The organism is Mesorhizobium sp. RSR565B (assembly GCF_054719465.1).
In genome coordinates this window covers 1,482,788-1,497,173 of the sequence record NZ_JBTTIE010000001.1, presented here as the reverse complement: position 1 = coordinate 1,497,173, position 14,386 = coordinate 1,482,788, and the positions used below count along the sequence as shown (strand labels likewise).

The 14,386-nt window shown below is 61.3% G+C and carries 15 protein-coding genes; 8 read left to right on the top strand and 7 right to left on the bottom strand.

Annotated elements, in window-relative coordinates:
• Positions 1-502: 502 nt before the first annotated feature.
• From rpsT to ACYG9R_RS07190, 4 genes are all read right to left on the bottom strand, one after another.
• Positions 503-769: a 30S ribosomal protein S20 gene (gene rpsT, locus ACYG9R_RS07205; RefSeq protein WP_023681995.1), complete on the bottom strand. Its 267-nt coding sequence runs from the start codon at positions 767-769 to the stop codon at positions 503-505.
• A 159-nt stretch (positions 770-928) separates the two neighbouring features.
• On the bottom strand, positions 929-1,702 hold the full coding sequence (locus ACYG9R_RS07200; RefSeq protein WP_023696720.1) for an enoyl-CoA hydratase: 774 nt from the start codon (positions 1,700-1,702) through the stop codon (positions 929-931).
• Positions 1,703-1,743: 41 nt separating this feature from the next.
• On the bottom strand, positions 1,744-2,634 hold the full coding sequence (gene mutM, locus ACYG9R_RS07195; RefSeq protein WP_023823750.1) for a bifunctional DNA-formamidopyrimidine glycosylase/DNA-(apurinic or apyrimidinic site) lyase: 891 nt from the start codon (positions 2,632-2,634) through the stop codon (positions 1,744-1,746).
• The gene (locus tag ACYG9R_RS07190) at positions 2,627-3,865 is read right to left on the bottom strand and encodes a phosphopentomutase (protein ID WP_023823749.1); all 1,239 of its coding nucleotides are present in this window, start codon (positions 3,863-3,865) and stop codon (positions 2,627-2,629) included. Before ACYG9R_RS07190 ends, mutM begins: the two co-directional genes overlap by 8 nt.
• Before the next feature lie 175 nt (positions 3,866-4,040).
• On the opposite strand from ACYG9R_RS07190, the gene ACYG9R_RS07185 reads away from it, so the two are divergent.
• Entirely contained in the window at positions 4,041-4,994 is a 954-nt protein-coding gene (locus ACYG9R_RS07185) for a PhnD/SsuA/transferrin family substrate-binding protein (protein WP_023823748.1), read from the top strand.
• A gap of 25 nt (positions 4,995-5,019) precedes the next feature.
• Here ACYG9R_RS07185 and ACYG9R_RS07180 read toward each other — a convergent pair whose 3' ends face one another.
• The 3 genes from ACYG9R_RS07180 to ACYG9R_RS07170 form a co-directional block, all read right to left on the bottom strand.
• Positions 5,020-5,655, bottom strand: a complete 636-nt coding sequence (locus ACYG9R_RS07180; protein WP_023823747.1) for a TadE/TadG family type IV pilus assembly protein — start codon at positions 5,653-5,655, stop codon at positions 5,020-5,022.
• 30 nt (positions 5,656-5,685) lie between these two features.
• Positions 5,686-6,303: a TadE/TadG family type IV pilus assembly protein gene (locus tag ACYG9R_RS07175; RefSeq protein WP_050587055.1), complete on the bottom strand. Its 618-nt coding sequence runs from the start codon at positions 6,301-6,303 to the stop codon at positions 5,686-5,688.
• Between the two features lie 154 nt (positions 6,304-6,457).
• The gene (locus tag ACYG9R_RS07170) at positions 6,458-6,880 is read right to left on the bottom strand and encodes a pilus assembly protein N-terminal domain-containing protein (protein WP_023681988.1); all 423 of its coding nucleotides are present in this window, start codon (positions 6,878-6,880) and stop codon (positions 6,458-6,460) included.
• Between the two features lie 347 nt (positions 6,881-7,227).
• Between ACYG9R_RS07170 and ACYG9R_RS07165 the strand changes: the two genes are divergently transcribed.
• The 7 genes from ACYG9R_RS07165 to ACYG9R_RS07135 all read left to right on the top strand — a co-directional run bounded on the left by ACYG9R_RS07165 (position 7,228) and on the right by ACYG9R_RS07135 (position 14,357).
• A complete protein-coding gene (locus ACYG9R_RS07165; RefSeq protein ID WP_023699479.1) occupies positions 7,228-7,416 on the top strand; it encodes a Flp family type IVb pilin in 189 nt (62 codons plus the stop codon).
• 211 nt (positions 7,417-7,627) lie between these two features.
• Positions 7,628-8,146 carry an A24 family peptidase gene (locus ACYG9R_RS07160; RefSeq protein ID WP_023823746.1) on the top strand — a complete coding sequence of 173 codons (519 nt, stop codon included), beginning with the start codon at positions 7,628-7,630 and terminating at the stop codon, positions 8,144-8,146.
• A 205-nt stretch (positions 8,147-8,351) separates the two neighbouring features.
• Positions 8,352-9,164: a Flp pilus assembly protein CpaB gene (cpaB, locus tag ACYG9R_RS07155; RefSeq protein WP_023823745.1), complete on the top strand. Its 813-nt coding sequence runs from the start codon at positions 8,352-8,354 to the stop codon at positions 9,162-9,164.
• Positions 9,161-10,672, top strand: a complete 1,512-nt coding sequence (locus ACYG9R_RS07150; RefSeq protein ID WP_023823744.1) for a type II and III secretion system protein family protein — start codon at positions 9,161-9,163, stop codon at positions 10,670-10,672. The genes cpaB and ACYG9R_RS07150 overlap by 4 nt, the downstream gene beginning before the upstream one ends.
• Before the next feature lie 13 nt (positions 10,673-10,685).
• Complete coding sequence (locus ACYG9R_RS07145; protein WP_023823743.1) at positions 10,686-11,423, top strand: CpaD family pilus assembly protein; 738 nt, start codon at positions 10,686-10,688, stop codon at positions 11,421-11,423.
• A gap of 55 nt (positions 11,424-11,478) precedes the next feature.
• On the top strand, positions 11,479-12,762 hold the full coding sequence (locus ACYG9R_RS07140; RefSeq protein WP_023696715.1) for an AAA family ATPase: 1,284 nt from the start codon (positions 11,479-11,481) through the stop codon (positions 12,760-12,762).
• Positions 12,763-12,848: 86 nt separating this feature from the next.
• Positions 12,849-14,357, top strand: a complete 1,509-nt coding sequence (locus ACYG9R_RS07135) for a CpaF family protein (RefSeq protein ID WP_023688717.1) — start codon at positions 12,849-12,851, stop codon at positions 14,355-14,357.
• Positions 14,358-14,386 lie beyond the last annotated feature (29 nt).

Sequence of the window (14,386 nt, the reverse complement as noted above, 5' to 3'; positions counted from 1 at the left end):
CTAATGGCCCGTCCCTTTCGATAGACCGACATTACCGAAATCGCTGTGGATAGGGCAAGGCCACCTCTAACGGATTTTTAAGGAATCTGGTTAGTGAACAACGGTTCGGGCTCCGTGCTGGAAGCGCATATTTTGACAAAGCCATTGGGATTCAAACCCTTTTGCCGCGAATATGAAAATGGCTGTGCGGTTTGAAATTTTCTGAAATAATTCGCTTGACACCAACTTGCTGCCTGTCGCCCACAGGCTATGTGAACAAGCTGTGGATCACTTCCAGCAAGCCACTGAAAAATATCAGCAATTTGTGACAGCCAAATTTATTGGCGTGGGCCGTTTCGGCGGATTGGAATATCAGTGGGAGTGTATGTGCCGGCAAAGCATTCCGGACTCTGGAATGCGGCTCGGGCGTGTTTTGCGGTCGTTCTTTTAAGTGCTTGCCGGCAAACGAAAAACCCGGCGCGATTGGCCGGGTTTGAAAGAACGACAGTTCAGGAACGGTCGATCAGGCCGACAGCACCTTGAGGCGGTGAGCCAGACGCGACACCTTGCGCGATGCCGTATTCTTATGGATCACGCCCTTGGTCGCGGCGCGCATCAATTCCGGCTCTGCGGTCTTGAAGGCTTCCAGCGCGGCTGCCTTGTCGCCGGCAGCCAGTGCCTCTTCGACCTGGCGGACATATGTACGCACGCGCGAGCGGCGGTTCTTGTTGATCGCTGCGCGGCGGGCGATCTTGCGCGTTGCCTTTTTGGCCGAGGAGGTATTGGCCATGATGCCTCTCTTCTGATCTGGTGGGCGCATGCGGGATGCCGCAGGGCGCAAAAAACAAACGGGCAGCCAACGGCCGCCTCGGTTGGAGCGGCTTATAGTTCAGCTTTTCCGGCGCGTCAACGCCGCTTTGGCTTCTTTTTGGTCCTCGCCGCCGCCACTCTAGCGATTGGTGAAATTCGGCTTCCGCTTCTCGGCAAAGGCTGCCATCCCTTCCTTCTGGTCGTCGAGCGCAAACAGCGAGTGGAACAGCCGGCGTTCGAAGCGCAGTCCCTCCGCCAGCGTCGTCTCGTAGGCGCGGTTGACTGCCTCCTTGGCCATCATCACCGATGGCAGTGAAAACTCTGATATCCTGGCCGCGGCCTTCATCGCCTCCTCGATCAACTCGCCGGCCGGCACGACGCGCGAGGCCAGGCCGCTGCGCTCGGCTTCGGCGGCATCCATCATCCGACCGGTCAGGCACATGTCCATGGCCTTCGACTTGCCGACAAAGCGGGTCAGCCGTTGCGACCCGCCCATGCCGGGAATGACGCCGAGCGTGATTTCGGGCTGGCCGAATTTCGCCGTGTCGGCGGCAATGATGAAATCGCACATCATCGCCAGTTCGCAGCCGCCGCCCAGTGCATAGCCGGCGACCGCCGCGATCATCGGCTTGCGGGTGCGGGTAAACTGTTCCCAGCCGACGAAGAAATCCTGCACATAGGCCTCGGCGTAGGTGACGGCCTGCATTTCCTTGATGTCGGCGCCCGCCGCAAAAGCCTTCTCGGAACCGGTGATGACCATGGCGCCGATGCCGGGATCGGCGTCGAACCCCTTTGCCGCCGTCAGCAAATCCGCCAGCACCTGCGCGTTCAGCGCGTTGAGCGCCTTGGGCCGGTTCAGCGTGATCAGGCCGACCTTGCCGCGCGTCTCGACGATGATGGTTTCATAGCTCATGGGCTGACCTCCTGGTTGCGGCACTGAAGGACCGATCCAGCTTACCGCTGGCAGGTCCGGCAATAAAAGGTCGAGCGGCCGCTTTGCACGATGCGCTCGATGTGGCCGCGACAGCCGGGCGTCGGACAGGGCTCGCCTTCGCGATCGTAGACCGCGAAGGAATGCTGGAAATAGCCCAGCGACCCGTCTGTGTGCACATAGTCGCGCAGCGAAGACCCACCGGCGGCGATCGCATCGGCGATCACCGAACGGATTGCCCCGGCCAGTCGTTCGCTCTGTTCCTTGGCCTTCTTGCCGGTCCCGGCGATGGTGCCTGCCTCGCGCAATGGCGAAAGGCCGGCGCGCCACAGCGCTTCCGACACATAGATATTGCCGAGCCCGGCTATCAGCTTCTGGTCGAGCAGCGCCGCCTTCAACGGCGATCTGCGGCCCTTCAGCAGAGAGGCGAGCAGGGCGCCTTCCAGCGCATTGCCGGTCGGCTCGACGCCCAGTCCCGCCAGCATCGGATGCGCCTCGGCCAGGCCTTCCGCAAACAGCATGAAGCCGAAGCGACGCGGGTCGTTGAAGACCACGCGAGACTGGAGGCCGACAGGCGACACGACATGGAACACCACATGGTCGTGCTTGGCATTCTTCGAGCGCTCTTGATGGAACGTGCCGGGCGTCTCTTTGTCATCAGCGGCCTCGATGCGGAACGAGCCCGACATGCCGAGATGGCAGATCAGCACCGGGCCATCGTCCAGGTGTATGGTGAGATATTTGGCGCGGCGGCCAAGCGCGATGACGGTCTTGCCGGTCAGCCGCTGCGCAAATCTCGCCGGAAACGGAAATCGGAGATCGGGCCGGCGCGCCTCGACGCGCACGATCCGCGCGCATTCCAGAACCGGCTGCAGGCCGCGCCGGACGGTTTCGACCTCGGGCAGTTCAGGCATGGCCGCCTATCGCCGCATGGAAGGAAGCGCCGTGGCGGCCGCGCGCCAGCTTGAGGTGTTCGGCGACCGTCTCGCCGATATCGGCGAAGGTGGTCCTGAGCCCGATGTCGCCGCCCGTGAGACCTGGTGCGGTGCCGATGACCGGGACGCGTTCGCGCGTGTGGTCGGTGCCACGCCATGTCGGATCGTTGCCATGGTCGGCGGTGAGGATGAGCAGATCGCCCGGCTTCAGCTTTGCCAGTGCCTCGGGCAGCCGGCGGTCGAAGGCTTCGAGCGCTGCAGCATAGCCGGCGACGTCGCGGCGATGGCCGAACTCGGTGTCGAAGTCGACGAAATTGGCGAACACCAGGTCGCCGTCGCCGGCATCGTCCATCGCGCCCAGCGCCTTGTCGAACATTGCCATGTTGCCGGGCGCCTTGCGTACTTCCGAGATACCGCGGTGGGCGAAGATGTCGCCGATCTTGCCGACCGCGATCACCCGGCTGCCGCGCCCGGTCAAGCGGTCGAGCAGCGTCGGCTCAGGCGGCGGCACGGCGTAGTCATGGCGGTTGTAGGTGCGCTCGAACGTGGCTGATGTTTCGCCCAGGAAAGGCCGTGCGATCACCCGTCCGATCTTCAGCGGGTCGACCAGCCGGCGTACCGTCTTGCAGAACTCGTAGAGCCGCTCCAGGCCGAAATGAACTTCGTGCGCTGCTATCTGCAGGACGGAATCGACCGAGGTGTAGCAGATCGGCTGGCCGGTGCGGATATGCTCCTCGCCGAAGCGCTCGATGATCTCGGTGCCGGGTGCATGGCAGTTGCCGAGAATGCCCGGGACCTTGCCCTCGCGGATCATCGCGTCGGTCAGTTCGGCAGGGAAGGCGGGCACCTTATCGGGGAAATAGCCCCAGTCGAACCGCACGGGCAGCCCGGCGATTTCCCAGTGACCCGACGGCGTATCCTTGCCGCTCGAAATCTCCTGCGCAGCGCCGTGGAAGGCGGAGGCTGAAACGGCGGCTTTGCTGTCGAATTGGAAGCCGGTTGCGGTTTCTGCTGCGCGGCCGAGACCGAGCGAAACCATGGTGGGCACCTTCAGCGGTCCCTCGCGCAGGCCCTCGCGATCGGCGCGGGCTTCCGCGCAGGCCAGCGCGATATGTCCCAATGTGTTCGAGCCGGCGTCGCCATAGCGTTCGGCATCGGCGGCGCCGCCAATGCCGAAAGAATCGAGAACGAAGAGGAAAGCGCGTGACATCGGTGCCGTCATTGCCAGTCTGGTTGACCAGACATAAGGTCCCGTCGCGGCATTGGCAAATCGTAAACCAGGCGGCAACGGCCTGACGCGATGGTCGCGAAGTCGGGCAGGCGTGGTGTACGCATCCTTGAGACATGCAATGCGCTTCAAGGAACGGTGTGCGGGGCATGGATCGATGAGACGGGCTGACCTCGGTTGGAGTGCACTGGCGACCACTGTAGCACTGCTGGCCTCGCAGCTCGCCGCGCGCGCCGACTGGCGCGACCAGATCGGCACGTTTCGGATCGGCATCGTTGCCGAGCCGGGCGCCGGCAACACGGTTCCGGGTCTGGCCATGCTGACTGACGCCTACGGCAGGGCGCTCGGCATGAAGGTGGAATTCGTCGTCGCGCATGACTATGCGGCGCTGATAGAGGCACAGGCCAATGGCCGGATTCAGTACGCGGTCTATTCGGCGACCGCCTACGCCACCGCCTCGGAGCGCTGCGGCTGCGTCGAACCTCTTGTGGCGCCGGTCGACGCCGACGGTGCCACGGGCATCCGCTCCGTGCTTTTGACGCGCGACGGCAGGCTTTCCGATCTCGCGGCCCTGGAAACGCACCGCATCGCCATGGCGCCTTCCGACTATGTCGGCGGTTCGCTTCTACCGCTCGCCGGGCTGGCGGCCGACGGCATCAAGATCAGCCAGGATGCGCCATTCCTCGCTCATGCCGGCTCGGCTGCCGCCGCAGAAGCGATGCTGGCCGATGGCCAGGCCGATGCCGTATTCGGCTGGGAGCGGGCCACGGCGGAAAACCGGACGGCGATTGCTGGCGATCAGCCGGCTGATCCGGACGGCACGGCGGCGCGACTGGAGGCGGCGGGCATTCCAGAAGCCGCGCTCCAGATCATCTGGACCTCCGGCGTGCTCAGATACGGCCCTCATGCCGTCCGCAGCGATCTCGACCCCGAAGCCAAACGCCGACTGACCGTCTTCCTCACCAATCTCAGATCGCAGTCGCCGGAAGTTTACGATTTCGTGGAATCGAAACATTCGGGAGGGTTCACGCTCGCCGCTGCGAGTGACTATGCGATGGCCGCTTCCATCGTGCGCCTGGTGTCAGCCAGCACCGACAGCAGCGCGCAATGAACCGGGTTGAATGGGTAGAACTGCTTCAGCAATCGCTGCAGGGGATCGACGTGGCCCGGCGCGGCCTGAGATAGTAGGTTTCGCTCATCGTTATCTTGCCTTCGTTGAAGGCCGAGATAAATCCGAGCGGCTTTTCGGAGCCTTCCGACCAGGAGATGATCGGTTGGTATGCTAGAGTGGTTTTGACACGAATGAGGAAAGTCCCCGCAACATTGAGCGTCGCCGGAACGGTGGTGGAAGTTGTCGGTTTGGAGTCGCGGCCAGTCTTCCCATCCAGCACGCTCCAGGACCACGCCACCTTTGCTTGCGGTATTGGATTGTTCGGGTCGGTTCTGATGTCGATTGCCGTAATGGAGATATTGGCGACCGAGCGGTTGTAAGGCTGAAGGCTGGAGTTGCCGATCTTCATGATGTCGGTGAGATCTGCGTTGACCACCGACGTTTGCTGCGTGACGAGGTCGGCAACCATGGAGCTGATGCGGCTGACCTTCTTGCTGGCCTCGATGGCTTGCGAGGCCTCCATGGTAATGAAATACATGATCAGCAAGACAGGCACGATGAGGGCAAACTCGACGGCCGCTATGCCGCGCCGATCGGAAAAAAACCGCGCCGCTCTCTTCCAGACAACCGACATCCCCGGATGTGCCCCCGCACGAAACATGCACTTTTCCTTTTGCTTACACGTGCAAACTCAGTTGTCGAATGGCTCGTTTTGCCACGTTGTCGTCGCGTAATGCAGAGTCTTGCCGCCATCCATATTCGACATGTATTGAGCCATGAAATCGGTCATGACCGGCCAAGGGTAAAAGACCCGCAGCATGTTCTTTGATTCTGCCGGACCTATTGTAGGGGTCCCGAAAGCCGGGTCCTTGCCTGTATCCGGATCCTTGCCCGTCAGCGTGATGGTCGAGCCGGAAATCGTGAAACCCGCACTGGCTGCCCCGGCAAAGGTCTTGAACGGGCGCAGATCCACCAGCAAACCGGGGCAACCCTTCGCGACAATGATCTCGAGTCTGGCGCAGACCAAGCCCTTCAGCTTCTCTTCCGTCACATCGGCTTGCCTCAACTGGCCAGTACGCAACTGACGGGCGATATCATCGGTGATGTTGGCCATCACCTCCTGTCCGGCAAATGAAACGCAGCTCTCGAGGATGGCGAAGACGAGAGCCGCAAACGGTAACGCAAGCATCGCGAATTCTATCGCCGTGCTGCCGCGCCGATCACGCAGGAAACGACGGGCAAACGTCACGCGCCCTGCCTTGGCCTTGCAGATCTCGCGTTCTGAATCCTCGTCCAAAACGTCGCCCATATCCCGTTCCTGCCGATCCTGATGCGGTACCGTCAGCACCACTATCAAGAACCCATTTAGCTCCGGTTTGAATGACCGTTAAATTCGACCAGGCGACATTAACCGGCCGCTAACCGACGCGGCTTTCTCGAGACAATCGAGCCAACTGAGGCGCTTACTGCCCAGCGCTCATCTCGGCTTCGGACGACTTTTCCGAGTCGCTCTTGTACGAGCTTTCGCAATAGGGCGTGCAGGACATGGTCTGTACCGAGGCGCGCCTGTAGATACGCACGGACGACGCGTCCTGGCGCACCACGGTCACCTGCTCGTCGACGATCGGGCTGCCATCGTGGTCGAGGACAACCAGATTGGTGACGCCGAACCCCTTGCCGGTCAGTACGATCGTCGATGCATCCTGGACGGAGGCGTCGGCAATCGCCGGATTGCCGACGACTATGGTGTCGGCGGGGCGTGTCAGTTTGACGATCTTGGCCTGATTCATCGTCACTTCGATGCCGGCTCCGGCCTTGGCCGGCAGCACAAAAGCCGGGACGGCGAGAAGCGCGACAAGCAGGAATGACGATTTCATGGCAGTCATCAAGGCGCTCCACAGCGGCAAAACTTGTTCAAAGAAACATGAAGGGGATTGGTGAACCAACGGTTAAACCCTTGACCGGCGCCGGGGTATTCGCACCAATCCTGCTGCCAGCTAATATAACAATGCATCCTGCCGATAGCCGTGAGATTACAGCTTTTCACGGGCAGGCGAGCTACTTTCCAGCGTTTAGTTTACGGTTAACCACGCAAGCTGTTCGAAGCGGGAAAGGAATCGGTAAGGCTGTTTATTAAGCCGATTGAAAGAGCTTCTCCGTAGATTGGCAGCATCCGATCAACCACCACAGAAGTTGACGGAAGTGCTGTAACACGTGGAGTAGGAGCTCTCGAATGTCTAATCTCATCGCACGTTTCGCGAAGGACGAATCCGGCGCGACCGCTATCGAATACGGTCTGATCGCAGCTCTCATCGCGCTTGCCATCATGGTTGGCGCTGGTCAGCTCGGCAATGCCCTGAACAACAAGTTCAAGGACATCGCGGATTGCGTGAAGGATCCGACGAACGCTGCTTGTAAGTAATAGTCTAGCATCCTGTTTCGACGGGTAGACTGGAAGGGCCGCCTCGCTGGCGGCCCTTTTGTCTTTGAAGATCGTTTGGCTTTGGTCTTTGCTGCGCCGCTTGGCGCCCTGACATTTCCCGGGATTTGCCCCGCATCAGCAGAACTCACCAATCCTTAACCCAAGCCGCCTAACCTGCAGCCATCGTTGCCTTTCCAACCATGAGAGACCGATGCTCAACGCGCTGATCTTCGTTGTCTTTCCGTTTTGCATGCTTTTTGCGGCGATCTCCGACGCGCTGTCGATGACAATCTCCAATCGGGTGCCGGTGCTGCTTGTGGCCGTCTTTGCCGTGGTTGCGCCACTGACGGGTATGGACTGGGCAACTTACGGCTGGCATTTCGCCGCCGGCGGCCTGGTGCTGGCCGTGACTTTCGGTCTGTTTGCGCTCGGCGGCATGGGCGGAGGCGATGCCAAGCTTTTGGCAGCCACGTCCATCTGGATGGGGCTCAACATTCACCTTGTCAATTACCTCGTCGCTTCGACGTTCATCGGTGGCATGCTGACGCTCGCCATTCTCTTCTATCGGAAATCGCCGCTGGCGACCTACACCAGTCACAATCCGGTCCTGCGCCATTTCGCCGACGAGATGAATGGCGTTCCCTATGGCATCGCACTCGGCATTGGCGGGCTGCTGACCTATCCCGATTCGCCCTTGATGGAATGGGCATTGGCAAGGTTGGCGACCTGATGTAGCGAACCTCCTCTGCCCTTTCGGCATCGATCCTGAAAAGAGGCGGCTTGGCCGCCTTTTTCATTTGTCGGAGCATGGTCGTGTAATTATGTAAACCTTGAATTAATCACGATCGTAAGCATTGTATTAACCTTGTTTTGACGATTGCCGCTGCAAAGTCCGGCCTGGCTAGGTGGTTGCCTAAAGGCGAGGGTTCGGACAGATGCCAGCATCCCGACTGATCATTCTGGGCGTGGCGGTGGCCGCAGCGGGTGGTGCAGGTTATGTTGCCAAGAATATGGTGGCGGTCCCGCCCCAGCAGGTCGTCGTCGATGCCCCGCAGGTGCCGGCCATCGCCTTGCAGGATGTGCTCGTGCTTTCCGGCGACGTGCCGATGGGAAGCCCGCTTGAGAACAATCTCAGCTGGGAGTCCTGGCCGTCCGATGGCATCAATGCGAATTTCATCACCCGTGCCGCCGAACCCGAAGCGCGGGAGAAGCTGAAGGGCTCCGTCGCCCGCATGGCGATGTACACCGGTGAGCCGTTGCGGCGCTCCAAGCTGATCGGCGAGGGGCAGAGCTTCATGTCTTCGATCCTGCCCACCGGCATGCGTGCCGTCGCCACCGCGATCTCGGCCGACACGTCGGCAGGCGGCTTTATCCTGCCTAACGATTTTGTCGACGTCATCATGACCCGCAGATCCGACACCGGCAACGCCGGTAGCGGATTCACCACCGAGACCATCCTCAAGAACATCCGCGTCCTGGCGATCGATCAGACCATCCAGGAGGACGAGGAAGGCAAGAAGACCAGGGTCGGACAGACGGCGACGCTGGAGCTGACGCCGCAGCAGGCCGAGATCATCACCGTCGCCCAGCAGATGGCCGATCGCCTGACGCTGGCGCTGCGCTCGATCACCGACAACAAGGAAAAGGGTACCGATGAAGCCGACTACCTCGTTTCCGGCAATGGGCGGCGCGGAACGGTGCGGTTGATCAAATCGGGCGAAGTTTCCGAAGTAGGGGCAAGGAAATGAGGTTAGTCGCTAGACTGCCGGTCACCACGGCTGCGGCCATCGGTCTGCTTTTTCTCGGAGCCCATGCAAGTGGCCTTGTCGACGCCAAGGCCGCCGGAAAGAGCGTCGGGGTCATGGCCTCGTCGGCCACGCAACGTGTCAAGCTTGGCCTCAACAAATCGGTGGTCATCGATCTGCCGAGCGACGCCTACGACATCCTGGTCGCCAACCCCGCGGTCGCCGATGCGGTGACCCGCACCGCAAGGCGGATCTATCTGTTCGGCAAGTCGGTGGGCGAAACCAACATCTTCGTCTTCGGTCCCAATGGCGAGCAGATCGCCAGCCTGGATCTGGCCGTCGAACGCGACGTCGCCGGATTGGAAGATTATCTCAAGCGCTTCCTTCCGAATGCCGAGATCAAGGTCGAGTTGCTGAACGACAACGTCGTCCTGACCGGGACGGTGGACACGCCGCTCGATGCCAAGCGCGCCGTCGATCTGGCAACCATCTTCGTGTCCGGCGGTGAAGCGACGACCGGTCAGTATTCGCAGACCGCGGCAGGCGGCAATGCCAATGGCGGCGTCGACATCAACAATCCGGATGCCGAACGCCGGGTCTCGAAGATCGTCAACCTGCTGCAGATCATCGGCGACGACCAGGTGACGCTGAAGGTGACCGTGGCCGAAGTCAGCCGCTCGGTGATGAAGCAGCTCGGCGTCAACATGGTTGGCAAAGGCAGCTCCAACGGCATCAGCTTCAATGCGACCAGTGACACCTTCCCCGGCCTAGGCAAGCCGTTGTCGAGTTCGGGGGTCAATTTTGCCACCTCTGCTCTGCAGGGCTACATCACTGCGATGGAGCAGTCCGGCGTCATGAAAACGCTGGCCGAGCCTACTTTGACGGCCGTCTCCGGTGAGAAGGCGACCTTCAAGGTCGGCGGCGAGTACAATATGGTCAGCGCCGTTACAAATGCCAAGTCGGATGCCAATCAGAATGCCGACAGGGTTTGGACGGCTCAGAAAATCGAATACGGCATCGGCCTGGAATTTCAGCCTGTGGTGCTGTCGCCCGGTCGCATCAGCCTGAAGGTCAGGACGTCGGTTTCCGAACCGACCACCGAAGGCGCGGTCTCTTTCGGAGACACCAACGTCATATCGCTGCGCAAACGTTTGGCCGACACGACCGTGGAACTGCCTTCGGGTGGATCGATGATGATAGCCGGCCTCGTCCGCGACGACGTCAGGCAGGCGGTAAACGGCTTGCCCGGACTGACCAAGATCCCGGTGCTCGGCACGCTGTTCCGCAGCCGCGATTTCGTCCGCAACGAAAGCGAGTTGGTCATCATCATCACGCCTTATCTGGCGCGGCCGGTGGCGCGCAACGACCTGGCCAAGCCGGATGACAATTTCAACGCCGCCGGCGATGGCCCGGCCATGTTCCTTGGCCGCGTCAACCGCGTCTACGGCACCATGCAGACAGACAAGCCCAACGGCCGCTACCACGGCGTTGTCGGCTTCATCTACAAGTAAGCGGGGAGCGGACATGTCTCAGTCAGCATCGAAGGCAGTGGCGGTCGCCGCGACAGTGCGGTCCGGCCGTGCCCGGATCAGCCGATCGGCAATGCCGATCCTGGCGATCGCGATCGCCGCCTCGCTCGCCGGTTGCGCCAAGCGCGACAGCATCACGGTTGGGGCGATTCCCGATGATTATCGCACCACGCATCCGATCGTGATTGCCGAGAAGAACCAGAAGCTGGACCTCCCGGTCGGCGCCGGCGATCGCGGCATGACCGGCTCGCAGCGCGACACGCTTCTGGGCTTCCTTGACGGCTACGACAGGAGCGCTGCCCCGGCGCTGACGATCGCAATCCCGATCGGCTCGGCCAATGAGGTGGCGGCGACTGCCGCGGCGCGCGATTTCGCCAGGCTGGCGGTTGCCGGCGGCATCAAGCGAAACCGGATCGTGGTGACCTCCTACCAGTCGGTTTCCCCGGAGGCCTCGGCGCCTATCCGCGTTTCCTATATTTCGGTGAGAGCCCAGACCGACAAATGCGGGCGCTGGCCCGAAGACATCCTCGCAACCTCCGAAAACAAGCACTACGCCGATTACGGCTGCTCCTCTCAAAACAACCTCGCTGCGCAACTCGCCAATCCGGCCGATCTGCTCGGGCCAAGAAAGTCGTCCGATATCGACGCCGAGAACCGCGGCGCGGTGATCGACGTCTATCGCGGCAGAGGTATTTCGGACGAGTTCCTCGGCAGTTCGGAAGTGACGTATTAGGAGCGCCGGTCCCGCGTAGAGACCGGAACGAGAAGTCACGGAAAAGAGCATGACGATGAGCAATCTTGCCTACGACACGCCCGGAGACGGCGGCGACAGCTCCCAATCGGATATTGCAGCGATGCAGGCGCTGCGGCCGGTGCCGCGTATTTCTATCCAGGCATTTTGCGAGACGGAAGGTGTCGCGCATCCGGTGGAGCGGGCCGGCGAGGATCGCCGCATGGCCAAGGCGCATCTGAAAGTGCATATGGGCGGCATCGCCACGGCGATCGAATTCTATCAATCGGCGCCGACGCCGAACCTGATCCTGCTGGAATCGCGCAGCGAACCGAAGCAGTTGCTGGAGCAGCTTGCCCAGCTTTCCGAATATTGCGATCCCTCCTCGAAAGTCGTGGTGATCGGCCATTACAACGATGTCGGTCTTTACCGCGAACTCATCCGCTTCGGTATTTCCGAATATGTCATCGCGCCGGTGTCGATGGCCGATATCGTCTCCGTGGTGTCATCGATCTTCGTCGATCCGGAAGCCGAGCCGATCGGCCGCTCGATCGCCTTCATCGGCGCCAAGGGCGGCGTCGGCTCCTCGACCATCGCCCACAATGTAGCGTGGGCGATGTCATCGCTGTTCAAGTCGGAAGTGGTCGTCGCCGATCTCGACCTGGCTTTCGGGACGGCCAACATAAATTTCGACCAGGACCCTGCGCAAGGCATCGCCGAAGCCGTATTTTCGCCCGAACGCGTCGACGAGGTCTATCTCGACCGTCTGCTTGCCCAGTGCGCCGAACATCTGTCGCTGCTCGCCGCGCCCTCCACACTGGAACGTGTCTATGATTTCGATCCCGATGCCTTCACGCAACTCATCGATACCGCCCAGCGCAGCGTGCCGCTGCTGGTGCTCGACGTCCCCCATATCTGGACGGGCTGGACCAAGAACACACTGATCAAGGCCGACGAGATCGTCATCACGGCGACGCCGGAACTGGCCAATCTGCGCAACACCAAGAACCTGGTCGATATGCTGACGAGGCTTCGCCCGAACGATCCGCCGCCGAAGCTGATCATCAACCAGGCCGGCGTGCCGAAACGGCCCGAGATTTCCGCTTCCGACTTCGCCGAGCCGCTCAGCCTCACGCCGATGTCGGTCATCGCCTTCGACCCGTTGTTGTTTGGAAATGCCGCCAACAACGGCCGCATGCTGGGCGAGATGGATGCCAGGAGCCCGGTCGTCGGCATGATCAACGAAATCGCGCATGTCCTGACCGGTCGCAGCGAAATCAAGGCCAGGAAGAAGGCAGGCCTTGGCGGCCTGCTCGGCAAGCTCTCGCGTAACAAGAAATGACGCTCCCCTCCAAATCAAGAAGTAGAGCATGATGTCGTTCGAAAACCGCTTCGGCATCATGTTCTGGACGGAATTGGTAGTCGATCATGTTTGGTAAAAGAGGCTCCGACGACGGCGGCCGGTTCACCCCGGAGTTCCGTCAGCCAGCACCGGCGCCAGCGGCGCCGGCCACTGCAACGCCTGCGGACATGGCGGTACTTGCCCGGCCCGCGGCAGCGCCGCCTGGAGCGCCGGGAACCCCGCCAACTCGCCGTGCCGTTGAGGCGCCGTCGATGGCGCCGGAGCCGCCAAAAAAGATCCAGCGCGAAAAAAGTGAAACCTACTACGACACCAAGAGCCAGGTCTTCTCCGCGCTCATCGACACCATTGACCTGTCGCAACTCGCCAAGCTCGACCCTGAGAGCGCGCGCGAGGAAATCCGGGATATCGTCAACGACATCATCGCCATCAAAAATTTCGCAATGTCGATCGCCGAGCAGGAAGAGTTGCTCGAGGACATCTGCAACGATGTGCTGGGCTACGGCCCGCTGGAGCCGCTGCTCGCCCGCGACGATATCGCCGACATCATGGTCAACGGCTCCAAGAACGTCTACATCGAAGTCAACGGCAAGGTCGAACAGACCGGCATCCGCTTCCGCGACAATCAGCAACTGCTCAACATCTGCCAGCGTATCGTCAGCCAGGTTGGCCGCCGCGTCGACGAATCGAGCCCGATCTGCGACGCCCGCTTACCCGACGGCTCCCGCGTCAACGTCATCGCCCCGCCGCTCTCCATCGACGGCACCGCGCTCACCATCCGCAAGTTCAAGAAGGACAAGCTGACGCTCGATCAGCTGGTCAAGTTCGGCGCCATCTCGCCGCAGGGCGCCGAGATCCTCAAGATCATCGGCCGCGTCCGCTGCAACATCGTCATCTCCGGCGGTACCGGCTCCGGCAAGACGACGCTGCTCAACTGCCTGACCAACTATATCGACCGCGAGGAACGCGTCATCACCTGCGAAGACTCGGCCGAACTGCAACTGCAGCAGCCGCACGTGGTGCGTCTCGAAACCCGCCCGCCCAATCTCGAGGGCGAAGGCGAGGTGACCATGCGCGACCTGGTCAAGAACTGCCTGCGCATGCGGCCCGAACGCATCATCGTCGGCGAAGTGCGCGGACCGGAGGTTTTCGACCTGCTGCAGGCGATGAACACCGGCCATGACGGGTCGATGGGAACGATCCACTCCAACAGCCCGCGCGAATGCCTGAACCGTATCGAATCGATGATCGCCATGGGCGGCTATTCGCTGCCGCAGAAGACCGTGCGTGAAATCGTCGTCGGCTCCATCGATGTCATCATCCAGGCAGCACGCCTTCGCGACGGCTCGCGCCGCATCACCCACATCACCGAGGTGATCGGCATGGAAGGCGACGTCATCATCACGCAGGATATCGTGCTCTACAACATCAAGGGCGAGGACTCGAATGGAAGGCTGCTTGGCGAGCACGTGTCGACCGGCATCGGCCGTCCGCACTTCTGGGATCGCGCCCGCTACTATGGCGAGGAACAGCGCCTCGCCAATGCGCTGGAATCGATGGAGAAACGCGCTGACTGACGCATATCGAGGTTGGAAGCAATTCCAGA